Source organism: Paenibacillus sp. P4_A9, from assembly GCF_056402415.1.
The window spans coordinates 109,911-129,563 of the sequence record NZ_JBFUHL010000008.1 but is presented as its reverse complement, the minus strand read 5'-3'; the positions used below and the strand labels follow the sequence as shown (position 1 = coordinate 129,563).

Below are 19,653 nucleotides of genomic sequence, written 5' to 3'. Positions count from 1 at the left end.
AAAGAAATTCATGCTATCCTGAACGGCTAACTTGAGCAGTGGGATGAAATTGTAGAGGGAGAGAAGAACAATGGAAAAGTACTATCCAGTATTACTCGAGCATATTGACAGTCTTGATGTTTTCGACACCCATGAGCATCTTGAACCATCAAGCATCCGGGCAAGCAAAAAGATAGATATTTTTAACGTACTCTTCAATCAATATATAACCGATGATCTGATCTCGGCAGGGATGAAGGAATTCGACTGTAAATTGCTGATAGATGAAGAGAGCGAGCTTGAAGTCAAGTGGAATGTTCTCGCACCTTTCCTCGACGATGTGAGAAACACGGGGTATTACAGAGTGATTCAGATTGTGCTGAAGGATTTATTCGGCATAGAGGAGCTGGAGGAGTCCACATACCGCGTGGCGAACGAACGGCTGAAGCAGCACAGCAAACCGGGTTTGTATGACCGTCTGCTGGTGGAGCGCTGCCGAATCCGTTATTGCATATTGGACAAGCTCCCCCCTAATGAGGAATTTGATCATCAAGAACCCTATATGAGATCGACATTCAGGCCGCACGATTTTCAATTGAAGAAAAGACGTTCCAGCATCGTCAAGATGGAGAAGAAGACCGGCTTAGAGAAGAGTTCACTGAGTCTATTCACAGATGCGATGCGGCGTGCGGCCTATACGGCTAAGAGCAAGGGAGCCATCACGCTCAAGAATAGCATGGCCTACAATAGAAAGATCCTCTTCATGGAGGTGGAGCGGACTACAGCAGACAAGCTTTATTCACGACTGTATGCGGGAGACGAACTAACCGATGCAGAGATCACGCAGCTTCAGGACTATCTCACACATGAGACTGTGAGTGCAGCGCAGGAACTTGGGCTGCCTATTCAGATACATACGGGTCTGCAATCAGGAAACGGTAATTATATTACGAATTCCAATCCGGTGCTTTTAGCGAATCTGTTCATGAAATATCCAGAAGTTAAATTTGATGTGTTTCACGGCGGCTACCCTTACGGGAGCGAGCTTGCGACACTTGCCAAAAATTTTCCAAACGTGTACGCCAACCAATGTTGGCTCCATGCGATTTCACCGGTCGTAGCCAGGAATTATTTAAACGAATGGCTGGATACTGTGCCGTCCAACAAAATTTTCGGCTTTGGAGGTGACTCCGTTTCCGTGGAGCAAATTTACGGGCATTTGAAGCTCGCCAAGGATAACATCGCCAGAGTGCTGGCGAACAAAGTCGAAGACGGATCTATGACTTTAGCTTACGCCAAAACAATTGCCAACCGAATTTTGTACTATAATCCCGCTCGTTTTTACGGATTCGAGTAGAGCGAACGTAGGAAGGGTTGCTCTTTTTTCGTGGACCGAACTGCGGCCGCAGATCATGAAGTGTATATTAAGCGAAGAAAAAAGGAGCACAGAGATGCTTGAACAAACATTACGCATAGCGATGGGACAAATGAGCGTGAAATCAGGAGATCCAACCCAGAACCTGCAGCGTGCTTGCGAAATGATACAAGAAGCAAGAAAGTTGAACTGCGATATTATCGTGTTGCCAGAATGCATGGATTTGGGATGGACCTATCCGGATGCCAGAAGGCTGGCAAAGACGATTCCCGGCGATTACAGCGAATTATTGTGCGAAGCGGCTAGGGGTGCCAATATGTATGTCGTTGCTGGATTGACAGAGAAATATGGCGATCAATTGTTCAATGCGGCAATCTTGATATCATCGGACGGAGAAATCCTTTCCAAGCATAGAAAAATCAATGAATTGGAAATCGCCCATGATCTTTACTCGATTGGTGACTCCCTTTCAGTTGCCCGCACTCCGTTAGGGGTCATCGCTATCAACATTTGCGCGGACAACGCACCCAATTCGTTGGCTTTAGGACATGCCCAAGCCAGAATGGGGGCGCAATTACTCCTTTCCCCTTCCAGTTGGGCCGTCCCAAGCGAACATGACAACACAAAAGAGCCGTATGGTGTAAAGTGGATGGAATCCTATACCTTTCTTTCAAAATTATATAATATTCCTATAATCGGAGTATCCAATGTTGGCTTAATTGTAGGCGGTGTTTGGGATGGCAAAAAATGCATCGGGTGTTCTCTCGCGGTGGGCTCTGACGGGGAAATGCTTGCGCAGGGACCGTACGGGGATCAAGCTGAAGCCCTGATTCTTATCGAATGCAAAATCCTCGAACGCCAACATAAGGGGACGGCGTTTAAAAAAAGTCTTGCATCCAAAGGATATATAGGCCATTAAATGTAGACAAAAAATTTTCCGAATCCGGATTAAAATCAAGAGCGAGAATGGGAATCGACCGGCATTTTACGCCGCGTATATTGATTAAATTTATGGAGGTCTGTCATGATTTTCGACATATTAGACAATAGCGGTTTATATGAATCTCTGATCCCCGGTATGAGAGAGGGAATCGAATATATTCGCAAATTTCTTCAAAATCCGGTACCGGACGGCAAATATCAGATCGATGGTGACGATGTTTATGCTCTTGTGCAAACGTTCGATCCGCTTTCCGTAGACGAGGCCAAATGGGAAGCCCACAAGCGGTATCTCGACATCCAGTTTCTCGTATCCGGCCAAGAATTGATGTACTATGAGCATGTCGATCGACTAACGCCTACAACCCCTTATATAGAAGAAACCGACAAAATCAATTTTGCAGGCGACGGCGGAATTGCTCTTAATATGTGGCCGGGCACCTACGCCATCTTCTTCCCGGAGGATGCCCACAAGCCGAAATGCGGTTGGGGTGAGCCGGGCGAGATCAAGAAGGTCGTTATTAAGATCAATCTTAATAAATAGTAGGAGGAAGAGATAAATGAAAATTACTGACGTTAAAACGGTATTATTAACCGGTCCGAGTACGAATGCCTCTTTCCTAACGGAAGCGCGGACCATGGGGATGACGATTAATAATCCCGATGTTTTTTACGTGGCATTTTCGAGTAGAAAGGAAGGCTGACAAAATGGAATGCGGAAGAATACGTAAGCCGTTGCAAGAAGGTTATACGGCTCTGGTAGATGGGAATCTCCGTCGGATGGAAACAGGCGCCCTCCGTTTACAGGCAGGCCAGAGCTATGAGCTAGACACAGCCGGCAGGGAGTATGCGCTTGTATTAGTTAAGGGGAATTGTCGTTTCAAGGCGGGAGAGAGAGAAGAGTGCGCGTTCGGCCCTCGACGTGATCCGTTTCGAGATTTGGCTTATGCAGCGTTGATCCCGAAGCAAGAAAAGGTGGTGCTCACAGCAGTGGAGGACTCACTCCTCGCGGTTGCCCACGCGGAAGCAGCTGAAGTGTATCCGTTGCAGGTGATCACACCGGATCAGGTGCGCGCGGTGAAGCGTGGGGCCGCCAATTGGCAGCGTGAAGTACGCTTCGTACTGTGGTCAGACAATACGACGGGCAACATGCTTGTCGTAGGCGAGACCGTTACACCGTCTGGTAATTGGTCGACCATTCCGCCGCACCGGCACCAGTACGACATTCCAGGGGAAGAGGTCGCTTATGAAGAAGCGTACTTCTTCCAATTTTCTAAGCCGCAGGGATATGCTCTCGCTTGGCAGTTCGACGACGAAGGGGAGATGGATCAAGCCTTTAGTTTGCGAAGCAACGATTCGTTGTTCATTGGCAAGGGGTATCATCCAACCGCATGCGGACCAGGAGCGGACTTGTACCATGTAACGTTCATCGCGGGACCGAAACGACAGTCCAAGGCGAGCATTCATCCGGATTTTCAGTTTATGCTTGAGGAAGAGAAGATGGCAAACCCATTTCAGAATCAGTAGGAAAATGTAGAGCAGAATGGGATCCGAGTTTCTCTTCTGCTTAACTGCATACAGAAAGGATGGAATTGCATGAGCGAACTATTAGAGGTTGCTAAGATTGGATTATGTCACCATGGACTGTATCCATGCAAGGACGATCCCGAGTATCATGTGGAAACGCTGGAACGCGTACTGGCACGGCCGGATCTTGAAGTAGTGGACCTGACCATTCCTTATGGGGACCGGTACCGGTATAAGGCAATCGACATGATCCGAGAGAGTGGAAAGACAATCGTGTATAACGGCTACTTGATGCCTACTCCGAAAATGCCATTGTGCACCTTAAGCCCTACGGAACGGGCGCAAATATTGATGTTGGCAAAGGACCAAGCAGATGTTGCGCAGGCGGCGGGAGTCGCTCATTTCATGCAAAGCGTAGGCGGAGATCCAGGCCCGGAACGTAGAGCGGCTGCTTACGATGCACTTGAGGAGTATATCGCGGAGCTTGGTTCCTATCTGCGGAAAATCGGCGGTATGCACTTTCTTATCGAGCTGATGGATCGGAGTACCGATAAGAAATCGCTCTGCGGACCTACGGAGGAAGTTGTCGAGTTTGTTAAACGCGTTGCCGTCCATACGCCAAATGTAGGCATCGTCGTGGACGTGTCGCACATTCCGCTAATGCAAGAAAGCTTTGCACACACCATTGAGACGAGCCGGGATTGGACGCGGCATGTACATTTGGGTAACTGCTTGATGAAGGATCGTTCCCATCCATGGTGGGGCGACCAGCACCCGCCACTTGGGTGGGAAGGCACGGAAGTAGGCTTGCCGGAGGTACGTGAAGTTCTTTCCCTCTTTAAGGGCACGGGTTATATAGGGGCCGGCGAACGAGGTACGATTTCCCTGGAAATACGCTGCCATCCGGAGTTGACACCGGAGCAGACAATCGATCAGAATGTTGCACTTGTACAGGAAGCGTGGAGGCAGTTGTCCGATGAAGGATGAACATCAGTTGGAGTACAACCACAATAGGCATAATGGGCGGCATGATGTAATAAGAACAAAATACTCTAGGTAAATAGACAAGGAAGATTTTGGTATGTTATTATGCTGTTAATACGAATCGCACCGGAAAGCATCCGGAGATAACGGTAATAGGCCGTTGTCTTCAGGTGCTTTTTTTGTCTGCAGATGGAGAGATACAAATGAATGAAAGAATGTTAAATAAAGGGGATTCGATTCAAGTGCATTTCAATCAAAACTCAATTGATTGGGGTGTATTCCACGAGTATTTATTTTTTGGGGAGGATGATGGAATCGAAGAATTTCTGATATATGAGATTCCGGCGGAGCAGGTCGGTGACAAAGTACGGGAGGTGATCAAATTTATCCCAATAAACTCGATCATGGAGGTAAGAGGTATGACTCGCTGTGATCAATGTTGATTTTATGGTCGTAGGAGGAACTCACGTCTAAGAAGCTCGTTGGCAGTGAGGATCCGTTCAGCTCTTGTAAAAAGTACTTCAAAACTTATTTGTAATTAAGGGTTTTAGTGAGAAAACGCCACTTCAAAACTTAATTTGTAAATCCATTTTATAAGAATAGCCAGCAAACCCTTGCGTTTGCTGGCTTCTTGCACTTCAAAACCAATTTATCACCCAACAGAACATACGCAAAACGGAGTCAAGGGATGGTGAACCCCACCCAAATAGGCACACCTATCATCCTTCATTCAGTTCCGTTTTGGTGTCCAACGAAGTTCTGACGTCTGAAAAGGGCGCTATTCGTCTTTATTTTATAAAACTAAGTCTAAAAATCAAAAAGACAACGCGTGTGCAAATTAATAAAATAAGATTATATAGAAGATAATGTGATGTATTTTGAAGAGGATGTGTAGGAAAATGAATGACTATACGATTGTTTTTGATGTTGGAGGGTTGTTTATTAAGGCTGCTGTATTAAATCAGCATGGTAAAGTGGTGCCTAATACTTATGCCGTATATCCTGCAAAATCCAAAGGAACGAAAGGTGAATTGTTAAATCATTTCGCGGATTTAATCAAACAGCAACTCAGCATGATTATGGATAAGTATTTTCAAATAAAAGGAATTGGATATGCGTTTCCCGGACCATTTGATTATGAAGAAGGAATCTGCTATATCAATGGCGTCGATAAATTCGAAGCGATTTATGGTGTTAATCTTAGAGAAGATATAACAGGAATATTGGAAAATGAGCCATTTTTTAAACAGAAAAAGTCAAAGGATTTCCGCATCGTTTTTGAAAATGATGCCAATTTATTTGCCTTGGGGGAAATTGTTTCAGGTAAAGCAAAACCGTATCATAAATCGATTTGCATCACAATTGGTACTGGATTAGGTTCAGCTTTCATTGAGAATGGGAAATTGGTCAAAAATAGACAGGATGTTCCGGAGAATGGATGGATTTATTGCACCCCATTTCGCAGTTCCATTGCAGACGATTACATATCAAAACGGGGATATTATCGATTGCAAAAAGAGTTAGGAATCGATTCAACAAACGAAATTAAAGACTTGGCAGAAATGGCAAGAAAGGGTGATGAGGAGCTTGCTAAAGTTTTTCGAAATTTTGGCGAACAGATCGGGAACATGCTGATTCCTTTCTTGGATTCATTTCAACCTCAAGCCATAATTATAGGCGGACAAATTGCCAAAAGCCATGATTTGTTCCTTGAAGGTTGTCGGGATGCTCTCGAAGGTTATGACGTAACAATTGAAACCTCGGAAGAAACCTCCATTAGTACTTTTATCGGCGTGTCCAAGTTATTGGAGCAAACAAACAAGACAACTGCATAAGCAATAACTAATTCAGAAATAATCAAATTTATCCGACCAATCGGAAAAGGGGAAATGCGTGTTGTCTAAAATAAAGGAAATCCTTGTGTATCATCATAGCCATTTAGATGTCGGTTATACCCATACGCAGCCAGTCCTGTGGGAACTGCAAAAAACATATATCGATCAAGCAATAGAGCTTTGCGAACAAACCCGGAATGAGACTGAAGAAAATCGCTTCTATTGGACATGTGAGGCTACCGAGCCAGTCATGAAATGGCTTGAAACAGCAAGCAGTCATCAAATCGAGCGCTTCGGAGCCCTTTTGCAAAACGGTCAGATCTGTCTGGCAGCGCTGAATATGCATATGACCCCATTATGCAATGCAGAGCAATTGGCACGTATGCTGTATCCGATTAAACAACTTCGCGAAAAATTTGGAGTTCCCATCCGAACAGCTATCAATCATGATATCAACGGTCAACCTTGGACGATGGCACAAACGATGTTGGATGCAGGAGTGGAGCTGTATACGACCGGAATCAATATGCATTTTGGAGGTATACCGCTGTTACGACCAAGAGCTTTCCGGTGGATTGCTCCAGATGGCAGAGAGCTGTTGACCTTTCATGGCGAACATTATTCCCTATTCACCCAATTTTGCCGTTTGGAAGAGAAAAGTATCCATCTTATGAAAGAAGGGCTTGACCGGTACATCGCGAGAATTGAAAGCGAAGGATATCCCTACGATTTTATTTATCTATCCGCAACCAATATGCCTATGCTGGATAATACACCTCCAGATCAGGAATTGCTGGAAATGATTCGTAATTGGAACGCAGAAGGTTATGAACAAAAAATCAGGATCGTTACGCCCGAAACGTTATTGAAGAAACTGAGGGAACAGCCAGCTGAATCTATACAAGCTTATTCTGGGGACTGGACGGATTATTGGAATTTCGGAGCGGCAAGTTCCGCTGAAGAAACCCGCTTGAACCGCAGAACCAAAGTCAGCTTGAAGAGCGCGGAATTTCTGTCGGCATTTCAACCAAACCAGAGCGATAGCAGCCTCTACAAAGAAGCTTGGAACGAAGTTCAGATGTATGATGAACATACATGGGGAGCCAATGTCTCGGTCACGGAACCTGATTCGTTATTTACTAAGACCCAGTGGATGCACAAAGCGCATTTCGCCTATCAAGGCAACAGCTTAAGCGGGTATATTCTCAATAAACAATTGGAACAGCTCGCAGGTAACCCACTTCAGTCCGGTGGGCCGGAGGGGATTTTACTTGTAAATCCGACGCATATTGAACAAACATGCGACCTGCATTTACCTAAAGATTTTATACATGAGGGAAGACATACGTCTGCGACAAGATTTCATTTCAATCAGAATAACTATGATGTCGATTGGAGTACGCCTTCACTTGGACTAATAAAAATGCCTCCGTTCAGCTATAAGATCATCCCAATTCCAGACCCGGTCTCATCTGAAGATTCCTCAGATGCCATTCAAGTCTCGGATGAATGGATTGAAACACCATTTTACAAGATGACCTTCGATAAAGAGACCGGAAGAATGAAAGAATTGACGGATAAAAGTACGGGTTGGCAAATGATTGATGCAGGAAGCGAGTGGACCTTCTTTCAATTCGTTCATGAAACTCCGGACCCGCTAATAAATAAGCAGCACAGGACTACGTTATACAACAGGGTGCTTGATGATTGTAATAACAGCATAAGTTGTTGGCAAAACGATTGGAAAGCAAGCAGAAGGGCTGTCGATAGACTGATTTCCTTCCAGGTCGAAAAGCATGATTCCGGGGTAACCTTGGCTTTCGTTTGGGAAGCTCCGGAAGTACAACTTTTGCAGCAAAGGATTACTTTCTTTAAAAACAATCCGAATATTGAGTTGTCTGCCATTATAGACAAGCTAGAGAACAGAAAGCCGGAATCTATCTATTTTGCGTTTCCACTTACTTTGGAAAGCAACTGGAAGGCTGTGTTTGATAGTGCGGGCACAAGCATCCGTCTGGATGATGATCAGCTTCCCGAAGCCTGCAAGGATTGGGTAACCGTTGACCAAACCGTTTCTTTGTATGACGAAAATCATGGGATCACGCTCGCATGCCCGGATGCGCCACTTGTACAAATTGGCGATTTTAATTTTGGCAAAGAACAAAAAACAATCAACCGTGATGCGAATCCGCTTTTATTGGCATGGCCAATAAACAATTATTGGGATACGAATTTTAGAGCAAGTCAACCTGGAAGAATTACAGTCAAATACGTCTTGTCGACGTTCACCAAATTTCAGGTGGATGAAACGATCAAAAGAGGGGTTGAAGCTTCCCATCCTGTACAAATTTTCCCTGTAATTCACGCTACGGCTGAAAAGGAAAAGAAATTATTGGATGTGGCGGGGGACGGCATTGTGACTCAATATGTCAAGCCGGCTGAGAATGGAGACGGTGTTGTGGTTCGATTACAAAATGTGAAGGATGAACCGTCCCAAGTGTTCATTAAGATGCCAGATTACGCTATAAATAAAGCTTATATAACCAATATTTTGGAAGAAAATACAAATGAGCTGGAGGTCGTAAACGGTGGACTCAGCTGGACTATCTGTGCTAGACAATGGATTACGATCCGTATTCGTTAACTAACTTAAACAACTCGCCAAATATCAAAACACCCCTTGAAAGGCATTGAATGCCAGTCCAAGGGGTGTTTGATATTTACTCCAATTGGTCTTTCATTTTTTTGGCGAATTGGCCGGGAGGCCCCCCCATTTCTGATTTAAAAACAGTAGTAAAGTAGTGAACCGTATCAAACCCTGTTTCCTCCGCAATGCGTTTAAGGGACCACTCGGTAGTGGAAAGTAGTTTAACGGCCTGGCGAATTCGCTCTTTGCGAACATAATTTATAAAAGTTTGCCCTAATTCCTCAGCGAACAATCTGGATAGGTGACGCGAGGAAACATGCAAAAAGTCTGCTACTTCGCCGAGTTTCAAAGATTGAGCAAGATTATCCCGAATATATAGTTTTGCTTTATGTACAAGTGTAGTGCTTGAGGGCTGAGTCGGACTGATTTTTGTTTTGTTTCTATTATCGGAAAACATGACTTCAAAAGTAGAGATAAGCGCGCTCGATAACGACAGTACATTGTTCTCGAGAAATTGATTCGCATATTGGACTTGCTTCAGGAGTGCGGTCCAGATTAAAATGGCAGAAGAGTTTTCCGCTTGCTCCAAATAAATCGTGGTTGACTTCGCCATATTTTGGAATCTATTTACAGCTTCCACGGAAGACTCGGATTCGATCAATTCAAATGCAATAAAAATGATATATAGCCCTTCGTTGCTAAATATTTGATGTTTAATATGAGGACGCGACATAAAGAATGTCCCTTTCTTTAGGGGATAATTCTGATTGTTCTCCACGTAAGTCCCTTGCCCGTTAACAATGTAGCATATTTCAAAAAATGAATGTTTATGAATATGGTTGGTGTATAGCTTTTGTTCGCCGCCCCAATAATGAACATAGAACGAAAGGTCCTTACCGCGTAAATTAATAGCACATTCGTTAAGCAATGAATTACTGTTATGCAGTTCCTGTTGAGTCATATCCATGGGTTTCACCGCCTGATTGTTAGATAACCTATATATTATACACGAGTATGGTACATGCCAGCATTAGAATTTGATGGGAAAAGAGGTTGATAGACTGCTACTGGAAGTTGTCTAATTTTTATAAATCCATGTCTTTTAACTGTAAAGACTTATAAGTGGACAATCCATATAATTAGTTATAGATACAGTCCGCATTTGCACAAGAACTCACTTTGCTTCTGTATTAAACTTTTTGATAATTAAGGGGATGAAAGCGTATGCAAAGAGGAAAAGGCTTAGCTACCGGAATGTTCATGATCATGTTGTTGGCTTCAGGTTGTTCACAAAGCAATCCGAACACAGCTATCAACAGTGCGAACCCTACAAGCAGCAATAATTCTAACACTCCGCAAGCGGGGGAAAATGTCACGTTGAAGGTCTGGGGAGATTCAGCAAACCAGGCTGTCTTGGAAGGACCGTTTACAAAAATAAATGCCGCTTTCATGAAAAAATTCCCGAACATCAAAATTGACTATCAATGGTCTGAAACGGAAGATTCATTAAACGTCGCTTTGGCAGCAAATGCGTTGCCGGATGCCTTCTATGTACAGGGCAATAAGTCCACGAAGATGGMGGAAATGGTGAAGAATAAACAAATTATTCCGCTTAATGATTACAAGTTGGATGTAAGCAGATTCCCTCAAGAAGCTGTTGATTACGCAACCGTCGACGGTAAGCTATACAGCTCGTTGCCACAGTTCTTCGATTATGCCTTAGTGTATTACAATAAAGATATTTATACGAAAAACAATCTAAAAGCTCCAAAGACGTGGGATGAATTCACTCAAAATCTAGATACCTTGGTCAGTAAAGGAGTTACCCCTATCGCAATGGGCGGAAATGGCGATTTTGATCGTTACTGGCCTGTTCAGGTTTTTGCTCCTGCATTTATGAATGATGCCATTGTTTCTATTAGCCAGAAAAAGCCAGTTGCTGATGCCGACTTAGCCAAAATGTCGGATCTGTTCAATATTTACGCTTCTTTTGCCAAAAAAGGTTACTGGGGAAAAGACTTTGCTGCGATGGATGGAAAGGCAGCACAATTGGCATTCACGAACGGTAAAGCGGCAATGATCATTGACGGAACTTGGAGTAATTCCATTTACGCCCAAACCACCTTGAACATCGGTCGGTTTGCAATTCCCGATAAAGCGGGTGTTAGATATGCCCAAGAAGGGATGAACAACTCTACAACCTATTCGGTTGCTGCTACAAGTAAACACCCGAAAGAAGCCGCCGAATATGTGAAATTCCTGTCCAGTCAGGAAGCGGCACAAATTGTTGAAGATGCTAATGGTAATGTACCCATCATAAAGGATATTAAGCCTAAGGGTGATATTGTTGCCGAGTTCTCTGCTTTTGATAAAATCGGTAAAAATATTTACAATGGCTTCGCTGCGGGATCAACGGAGAAATCCAAGCCTCAAGACCTGCTGTTGACCGGTATTCTGTCTAACCTGATGACAGGTAAAATCACAGGTGAAGATGCTACAAAATTGATGCAACAGGAACTGGGCAAAAAGTAAGAGGAGTAAGGTGATCATGCCGATGGATGATTTTATCGGCATGATTGTTTACTTAGAAACCAATGGAGTAGGTGAGTTTTGGCATGGCCTTCATCAGAAAAAGACCTTATCTTTTTTTTCTCGCACCAGGTTTTATCATTTATACCTTATTTGTCGTCTACCCTATTATTGCAGCTGGACGAATCAGCTTTTTTCGTTGGAACGGGATAGGGCCGAAAACATTTGTAGGATTTTCCAATTACGTCGAATTGTTTACTTCTTCGGAACTGATGTCGCAATTTACGAATGCACTGCTAAATAGCTTGAAAATTTTCGCATTAAGCGTGATTATATTGATCCCTTTGCAAATTATTGCAGCTTATATGATTTACAACGAAGTAAAAGGTTTTAAATTTTTTAGAATCGCTATTTTTTCACCGCAGTTTATTTCAACACCTGTTATTGCCTTCATTTTCACGTTACTTCTGGACAGCAACGTTGGCGTCTTCAATAAATTGCTTGAAGTAATTGGCCTAGGTGAATATGTACGGCCTTGGCTTGGCGTTCCCGAATTCGGCATGTATATCGTATGGCTTATGATTTCTTGGACAGGTTTTGGCGTAGGAATGGTTTTTTTTCTCGGCGCGATGAAAATGATTTCCCGTGAATCAATAGAAGCTGGTTATTTGGACGGAGCCGGCTACTGGAGGCGGTTATTCAGCATCATTCTTCCTCAAATCAGAGTCACGATTCTTAATATGGTATTGATTACGTACATTATTTCCATGACAATTTTTGATTTCAATTTTATTTTGGGTGGCGTTTCCGGAGGGGTGAATCATCATCTGGATGTCATGTCGCTATTCTTTTATCGCATTACTTTTGGAGTATCGAATAATCCTCTTGGAGGAAATTTAAGCGAAAATGCCATGGGACTTGGTTCAACGGTCGCCTGTGTCCTGTTTTTACTAATCTTCGTCATCTCTTTGCTTCAAATTGTTTTGACTTATAAACGTAGAGGGGAGGAAGTATAAGTGAACAGTTTTTCAGAGAAAAAAATTACAGCCTCGCTTGCTTCCATACTGCTCTGGATCTACTCGATATTTACAGTTCTTGTATTGCTTTATATGGTTTATAATTCGTTGCGTGAAAAATCGGATTTATTATCGAATACGTTTGGCAAACCGCGTTCCTTAAGCTTTCATAATTATATAACCATGTTTACGGAACAGAAATTTCATCTGTTTTTTTTCAACAGTGTATTTATCCTTGTGGCCACGTTAGCTATTATAGTTCTATTTTCATCGATGGTGGCTTATGCCCTGGGCAGGTATAAGTTTCGTTTGAACGGTGCGATGCAAATTTATTTTTTGCTGGGGATGATGTTTCCTGCGCAGCTAGGGGTATTGCCGATATTCTTAATGATGAAAAGCTTGCACCTGGTGAATTCCAGTTGGTCTGTTATCTTGATTTTGTCATCGGGGATATCCATGCCAGTGTTGCTGCTAACCGTGTTCTTTGCGAAAATGCCTTCAGAAGTTTACGAGTCCGCACTATTAGACGGAGCATCCGAATGGAAAATATTTTATCGGATCATGTTTCCGCTGGCAAGTCCTGTCATTTTTAGTATTTGCATTATTATGTCAGTGCAGATTTGGAACCAGTTTTTTATTTCGCTTATCTTCCTTCAAAGTGAAGAAAAGAAAACCGTACCGCTTATTGTTATGAAGTACACAGGCAATTTGATGCTTTCGATGGACAAAGCATTGGTTGGTTCTGTTGTGGCGACTGTACCTATCATGATCTTGTTTGTGGTATTCTCGGAAAAAATTCTGGATGGTGTCGCATCTGGAGCCGTAAAGGGTTGAATGGAGGTTGACAGCTATGTCGAATTACGATAAAGAACCGGTAGTTTTGATTAATGGGATGGAGCAAGAGGTGTGGCGAGGTTATGCATCGATTGCCGAACAATTGCTGAAGAGAATGAAAAGCAATGGAAAAACGCTTGTTATCATTGAGTGTTATCCTGCGGTAAGAACAAACGAAATCATTAACGGACTTAAGAACATAACTCCCAGTCTAATCATCCCGATAGAAGAAGCCGCTATAGAACCGGAAGAGATGGAGAATAAACTTTCTCAATATTTGACGGAGGATCGGGTGTTTGGGCGCATGGCTCCCTTCTCCATTGATGAATTCTATGATTCTGCGAAACTGGATCATATCAAACGCCAAATCGAATCAGTAGAGGAAGGCGTTATTATTGTTTACGGCTTCGGCGCATCGTTGATTGCAGATAGCGACATTCTCATTTATGCCGATATGGCTCGTTGGGAAATTCAACAAAGGTATCGGAGTAAGGAATTTGGCAATTGGCGGGCAGCTAATCACCATGAGGATATTCTAAGGAAATACAAAAGAGGCTATTTCATCGAATGGCGCGTAGCCGATCGTTTAAAATGCGGCTTGCTACCCAAAATTGACTATTATTTGGACACCAACCACAAAGACGATCCCAAAATGGTTACGCTTCATGCATTGTTTTCTGGTTTGAAACAAACGGCCAGTCAACCGTTTCGTCTTGTTCCTTACTTTGATCCAGGAGTCTGGGGCGGTCACTGGTTGCAGGAGAATATTGATCTTGAACCGAAGGAACACCCTTATGCTTGGGGCTTTGACGGCGTGCCCGAAGAAAATAGCTTGTATTTTCAGTACGGAGATATTCGTGTAGAGCTTCCTTCTATTAATCTCGTATTTTTCGAATCCAGTGCTTTGCTGGGCGAGAAAGTATTTGCCCGTTTCGGAGCGGAATTTCCAATTCGATTTGATTTTCTGGATACGATGGGGGGCCMAAATCTTAGCTTGCAGGTCCACCCACTTACGGACTACATAAAAGAAACTTTTGGAATGACCTATACGCAGGATGAGAGCTATTACATGCTGGACGCTGGGGAAAATGCGGTTGTTTATTTGGGATTAAAGGAAGACGTCGATCCTGAGAGCATGTTTAATGATTTGGAGAGGGCACAACAGGGGGACTATTCGTTTCCCGCCGAAACCTATATCAATACATTTGCCGCTCAAAAACATGATCATTTTTTAATACCGGCTGGTACGGTTCATTGCTCGGGAACAAACTCTATGGTTTTGGAAGTTAGCGCTACACCTTATATTTTCACATTTAAATTATGGGACTGGGAACGTCTAGGACTGGACGGTAGACCGCGTCCGGTTCACTTACAGCATGGACGTCTTAATATACAATGGGATCGTACTACCGATTGGGTTACCAAAAATTTGGTCAACCAAGTGGAGAAATTGGCAGAAGGAGACGGATGGGTAGAAGAAAGAACCGGTCTTCACGAGTTCGAATTTATCGAGACCAGACGCCATTGGTTTACCGATAAGGTATCACATCACACGAATAATGGTGTGCAGGTATTGAATCTTATCGAAGGTGAAGAAGCCATTGTTGAAAGTCCGAGCGGTGCTTTTCTATCGTTAGTTGTTCACTATGCGGAAACATTTATTATCCCCGCAGCCGTAGGCGAATATACAATTCGACCAATCGGACGAAGTCAGGGAAAACGAATTGGGACCTTAAAAGCATACGTAAGAAGTTAAGTGAATCTAATCGATAAAGGGGAAATAGTATGCGAAGCGTAATGAAGAAATGGACAGCATTTGGTTTAGCTGCTTACTTAATGGTATCTGTTTTTAATATTGCGAATGCTCAAACTCCATCAAGTGATTCTTCCAAGCAACGGGCTTCCAATGAGGTTACAAAATGGGAAGCAAAAGAAGTGTCTTCATGCAAAAGAATCGAAGGGGAAATTGGCGAGACATCTAATAGGCTCAGTTCAAGCACTTCGATAAATGTTAAAGTTGGACAAGAAGCAGTAGTAACAGGGATTTGGCCGGGAACAATCCGTGCTGCTTTTAGTACGACTGTAAGTCAAGTCATTGCAGCCTTGCAAGCCACGAATAATTCTATGCAAACATACGAAGTGTACACGGCACATGGCGGTACCAAGATAAGTACTGGAAATACGGTGTTAATGACTACCAATATGCTAAAGGTCACAGCAGAGGACAACTGCACAACTGCTGAGTACGCGATTACAGTTAATCCCGTTGGAGATTCATTCCTGCTGACGCCGGTTACTACTACAACTGGCAGTGAAACTTCTGTCAATAAGGCTGTAAATGCAACGAATAACTCTGGAATGTCAGGATATTATGGAACGCAAGATACGCATGATAATGACGCGAACGGTGCTACCATGTGGTTGACGGATAATAATCCAAGGTCAAGCAACTGGATACAGCTCGATCTTGGCGCCATATATCCTTTAGGGAAGATGCTGGTATGGAATTACAATCAACCGGGCACTACGAATAAGGGAGTAAAAAATGCGCAAGTGCTATATTCAACCGATGGGTTGATTTGGACCAACCTTGGCGGATCAGGTAAGACCCAACAATTTGCGCAGGCATCCGGCTCAGCAACAGAGAAGGCAAATACTACTGTTGATTTTAGCGGCGTTGCTGCCAGATATGTCAAGATCGTGCCGAATGAAACTGCTGGCGATGGTAACTGGAATGCAAAAGGGCCCACGTCTTTTGGATTGAGCCAGATTCGTATCTATAGATACACCAGCTATATCACAGAAATGGATCAAAATGTCACCGCTTTGGATGTTACTGCAGGCAGTGTTAATTCAACTTATACACCTGCAATTAACACAGTTAACAATTTCGGCATGTCTGGCTCAGCGGGTAAAACGGATGTACATAATAATGCTGTAAATTCAATGTGGCTGACCGCGGTCAATCCGGGCGCGAATAACTGGATAAAATTTGACCTGGGAGGCACGTATCCTCTGAGTGAAATGCATGTATGGAATTATAACGCGTTTGCTGGAGAATACGGTATTAAAAATGCGCAAGTACAATATTCTGTAGATGGAACAATATGGACAACTCTGGGTGCTTACCAGTTTGCAAAGGCTTCCGGATCGAGAGCGCAAGGACCAACGGATCTCGTTGGCGGAGGAGTCGTCAATTTTAATGGTGCGAGTGTAAGATATGTAAAGATTGTGCCGAACTCTGCCGCAAGTGATGGAAACTGGAGCAAGAATGCAATTTTCGGGCTAAGTCAGGTGAGATTTTACAGTGCGCCAGGCACCATAATTGAACCTGCACGTGATTGGACAGCGCTTGTAACCAAAACTTCGGGCTGGACGGGCTCCGACGGTATTTATTCCATCGCTTATAACGGCTACGATGCTCCTGGCAAGGCGGGTCTAACCAAAACGCTATTCTTGTTCAGCGATACGTTTGTAGGTAATGCTAATCCCGTTTCAAAATACAGAAATGTTTCCGATTTTACTAATAATACGTTGGGCGTGCTGGATGGAGGAAATCCTGATCCCGCAGCAATGAATTACATTTGGGGTAAAGATGCTAACGGAAAAACAACAAGCGGTCTTTTCGTTCCCCGAACCCCTAAGGCAACGCCAGATAATTGGTACTGGCTCCAAGATGGCATCAATTTGAACAACAATGTTTACATTTCCGCAATGAATGTGGCCCCAGACCCAACTCAACCTGCAGGCTGGCAGTTTAAAGTAGTAGGCGTTTCTATGATAAAGGTTCCTATCAACCAAGGACAGATTGATGTTGTCAATCAAACACAAGTAGATACCTCGCTGCTTTACCACACCGAATTCCAGTGGGGAACTAAAAAAGATGCAAATGGCAACGATGTTCCCAATATGCTTACACAAGAAAATCAATTCGGAGCTGGATTTATGCCGAATACGGCTGAAGCCGGGGCACCCAATCCCGATGGTTATGTCTACACATATGGCTACCAAACAGTTTTTGGAGTTAGGGGACTGCTTGTAGCACGCGTATTGCCGTCAGATTTCGAGAATGAAAGTAAATGGATGTACTATGGCAATAACGGTTGGACTAGCGATATTAGCGCAGCCAAGATCATATCAGACAGTCATGTTGATGTATCGCCAGAGTTAAGTGTGACACCAATCATTGGTGGACCGAATGACGGCAAATATCGACTTGTGTATTCGACAGGTGTCTTTAGCGCAGATCATGGTTTAATTAAAGAAAGTATCGGCAATACCCCTGTAGGGCCATTCGGACCGCCTACAACCTTGTACTATACACCGGAAGATAAATCCTATGCGGCTAATACGTTCATTTATAATGCGAAAGCACATCCTAACATATCCAAGCCCGGTGAGCTGCTGATCTCATATAATGTGAATTCAACGGAAGATGGCGGCAATGTACATTATGTGAATGGTGAAATGTATCATCCTCGTTTTGTAAATATGCGTCAGATTTATAGTGGAACCAATACTGGAATTGGTGTTAAATTCGGGCATAACAATGTTGTATCCCAAATTAGCGCTGGTACAATCCATGTTTCTAGCGGTTCCACTGTAAATAGTGTCACAGATGCTGTTTATTCCAATGACGGATCCGCACAGACATATGAAGTTTATACGGATGGAACGCTCGGAACGAAAATAACTGACGGCACGACTGCATTATTAGATGGTAATATATGGAAGGTGACTGCGGCGGATCATAGAACAACAGAGGAATATGTCATCTCGATTGACAAACATTTCACTGCTTCATTACCTGCAACGGCAGTTGCAGGTAGTGAAAATACAGACTACGGTATAACAGCGCCAAAAACAGTTGATGATTCCGGAATGTCGGGAACAGACGGTAAAACGGACACCCATGACAATACGTTTTCAAATATGTGGGCAACGCCGGAAGATGCAGATGATACCAATAACTGGATTCAATTTGATTTGGGCAGAACGACTAGTCTTGGTGAAATGTTCGTATGGAACTATAACGAAGATGATGGCACTGGATGGTTAAAAAATGGAACAGGGATTCGTTATGCCACAGTGCAATACTCAGTAGATGGAGAAAACTGGATTCCTCTTGGCGCGGATGGTCACTATGAGTTCGCGAAAGCGGCAAATGGAACTGCAGCACTTGCGCCAACAAATCTAGTTGGCGGCGGTGTCGTTGATTTTGGTGGAGCAAATGCGCGTTATGTGAGAATAACACCTAATAGTGCGACGGATGCCAATCCGGGCAATTACGGCGGGGTATTTGAGGGAGCCTTTGGGATTCAAAGTACTTTCGGATTAAGCGAGGTACGATTCTACCCTGCGCCTATAGCACCTTGATGTAATGTGATTCCATAAGCTGGGTATCTTTTCACTGGATATCCAGCTTTTTTTTGCGAGCTGAAGAAATTTGCAGATGGATTTCTGGGACCCTAAAAAAGTATTGATGGAGGCAAAGAGAGTTCTAAAATCTCAGGGACAATTGGCAATCATTGATCTTAGAGGTGATAATTTATTAGGAAAATGGGGTTCCTCTTTCGAGTATTATCATGGTAATACGTTCTCCTATTTTGACAAATAGTTCACAACCTGAATAATTAATAGAGAAGAATCCCTTTGTAAGAAGTACTTCAAAACTAATTTGTAATTTAGACAATTTGACCGTAAAACCACTTCAAAACTTTATTTGTCATTTTATTTTTCACGAAAAAGCCAGCAAACCCTTATGGTTGCTGGCTTTTTGCACTTCAAAACTTATTTGTCACCCAACAATCGTGCTTTTTTATCGGTTGACAAATAAGTTTTGAAGTAGACAATAAAGTTTTGAAGTAACAAATAAAGAAGTAAATAGGCGTTTCACTCAACCAGGTGAACGCTTATTTAGTAGGGTGGAGGAGGTGATGATGCCAGAAAGAATAAAGCCTGCAACCAATTTTTCCATGCCGTAACGAT

At 43.3% G+C, this 19,653-nt stretch carries 15 protein-coding genes; 14 read left to right on the top strand and 1 reads right to left on the bottom strand.

What is annotated here, in order from left to right; translation table 11 throughout:
* The first annotated feature begins 70 nt into the window (after positions 1-70).
* The 9 genes from AC1DVJ_RS09170 (at position 71) to AC1DVJ_RS09130 (ending at position 9,283) form a co-directional block, all read left to right on the top strand.
* Positions 71-1,336, top strand: a complete 1,266-nt coding sequence (locus AC1DVJ_RS09170) for an amidohydrolase family protein (protein ID WP_477590079.1) — start codon at positions 71-73, stop codon at positions 1,334-1,336.
* 94 nt (positions 1,337-1,430) lie between these two features.
* Positions 1,431-2,273, top strand: a complete 843-nt coding sequence (locus AC1DVJ_RS09165) for a carbon-nitrogen hydrolase family protein (protein WP_477590078.1) — start codon at positions 1,431-1,433, stop codon at positions 2,271-2,273.
* Positions 2,274-2,378: 105 nt separating this feature from the next.
* On the top strand, positions 2,379-2,837 hold the full coding sequence (locus AC1DVJ_RS09160; protein ID WP_477590076.1) for a NanQ anomerase/TabA/YiaL family protein: 459 nt from the start codon (positions 2,379-2,381) through the stop codon (positions 2,835-2,837).
* 16 nt (positions 2,838-2,853) lie between these two features.
* A complete protein-coding gene (locus AC1DVJ_RS09155; protein WP_477590074.1) occupies positions 2,854-2,997 on the top strand; it encodes a hypothetical protein in 144 nt (47 codons plus the stop codon).
* Between the two features lie 4 nt (positions 2,998-3,001).
* Positions 3,002-3,820 carry a 5-deoxy-glucuronate isomerase gene (locus tag AC1DVJ_RS09150; protein ID WP_477590073.1) on the top strand — a complete coding sequence of 273 codons (819 nt, stop codon included), beginning with the start codon at positions 3,002-3,004 and terminating at the stop codon, positions 3,818-3,820.
* Between the two features lie 69 nt (positions 3,821-3,889).
* Positions 3,890-4,807 carry a sugar phosphate isomerase/epimerase family protein gene (locus tag AC1DVJ_RS09145; RefSeq protein ID WP_477590071.1) on the top strand — a complete coding sequence of 306 codons (918 nt, stop codon included), beginning with the start codon at positions 3,890-3,892 and terminating at the stop codon, positions 4,805-4,807.
* A 200-nt stretch (positions 4,808-5,007) separates the two neighbouring features.
* Positions 5,008-5,247 carry a hypothetical protein gene (locus tag AC1DVJ_RS09140; RefSeq protein ID WP_477590070.1) on the top strand — a complete coding sequence of 80 codons (240 nt, stop codon included), beginning with the start codon at positions 5,008-5,010 and terminating at the stop codon, positions 5,245-5,247.
* A gap of 456 nt (positions 5,248-5,703) precedes the next feature.
* On the top strand, positions 5,704-6,639 hold the full coding sequence (locus AC1DVJ_RS09135) for an ROK family protein (RefSeq protein ID WP_477590068.1): 936 nt from the start codon (positions 5,704-5,706) through the stop codon (positions 6,637-6,639).
* Positions 6,640-6,700: 61 nt separating this feature from the next.
* Positions 6,701-9,283 carry a glycoside hydrolase family 38 N-terminal domain-containing protein gene (locus tag AC1DVJ_RS09130; protein WP_477590067.1) on the top strand — a complete coding sequence of 861 codons (2,583 nt, stop codon included), beginning with the start codon at positions 6,701-6,703 and terminating at the stop codon, positions 9,281-9,283.
* Between the two features lie 76 nt (positions 9,284-9,359).
* Here AC1DVJ_RS09130 and AC1DVJ_RS09125 read toward each other — a convergent pair whose 3' ends face one another.
* Entirely contained in the window at positions 9,360-10,253 is an 894-nt protein-coding gene (locus AC1DVJ_RS09125; protein WP_477590065.1) for a helix-turn-helix domain-containing protein, read from the bottom strand.
* Between the two features lie 257 nt (positions 10,254-10,510).
* On the opposite strand from AC1DVJ_RS09125, the gene AC1DVJ_RS09120 reads away from it, so the two are divergent.
* The 5 genes from AC1DVJ_RS09120 to AC1DVJ_RS09100 all read left to right on the top strand — a co-directional run bounded on the left by AC1DVJ_RS09120 (position 10,511) and on the right by AC1DVJ_RS09100 (position 19,041).
* A complete protein-coding gene (locus AC1DVJ_RS09120) occupies positions 10,511-11,818 on the top strand; it encodes an ABC transporter substrate-binding protein (protein ID WP_477590063.1) in 1,308 nt (435 codons plus the stop codon).
* Positions 11,819-11,901: 83 nt separating this feature from the next.
* Entirely contained in the window at positions 11,902-12,831 is a 930-nt protein-coding gene (locus AC1DVJ_RS09115) for a carbohydrate ABC transporter permease (protein WP_477590062.1), read from the top strand.
* A complete protein-coding gene (locus AC1DVJ_RS09110; RefSeq protein WP_477590061.1) occupies positions 12,832-13,665 on the top strand; it encodes a carbohydrate ABC transporter permease in 834 nt (277 codons plus the stop codon).
* 16 nt (positions 13,666-13,681) lie between these two features.
* Positions 13,682-15,421, top strand: a complete 1,740-nt coding sequence (locus tag AC1DVJ_RS09105; protein WP_477590059.1) for a class I mannose-6-phosphate isomerase — start codon at positions 13,682-13,684, stop codon at positions 15,419-15,421.
* Positions 15,422-15,450: 29 nt separating this feature from the next.
* Positions 15,451-19,041, top strand: a complete 3,591-nt coding sequence (locus AC1DVJ_RS09100) for a discoidin domain-containing protein (RefSeq protein WP_477590057.1) — start codon at positions 15,451-15,453, stop codon at positions 19,039-19,041.
* Positions 19,042-19,653: the final 612 nt, after the last annotated feature.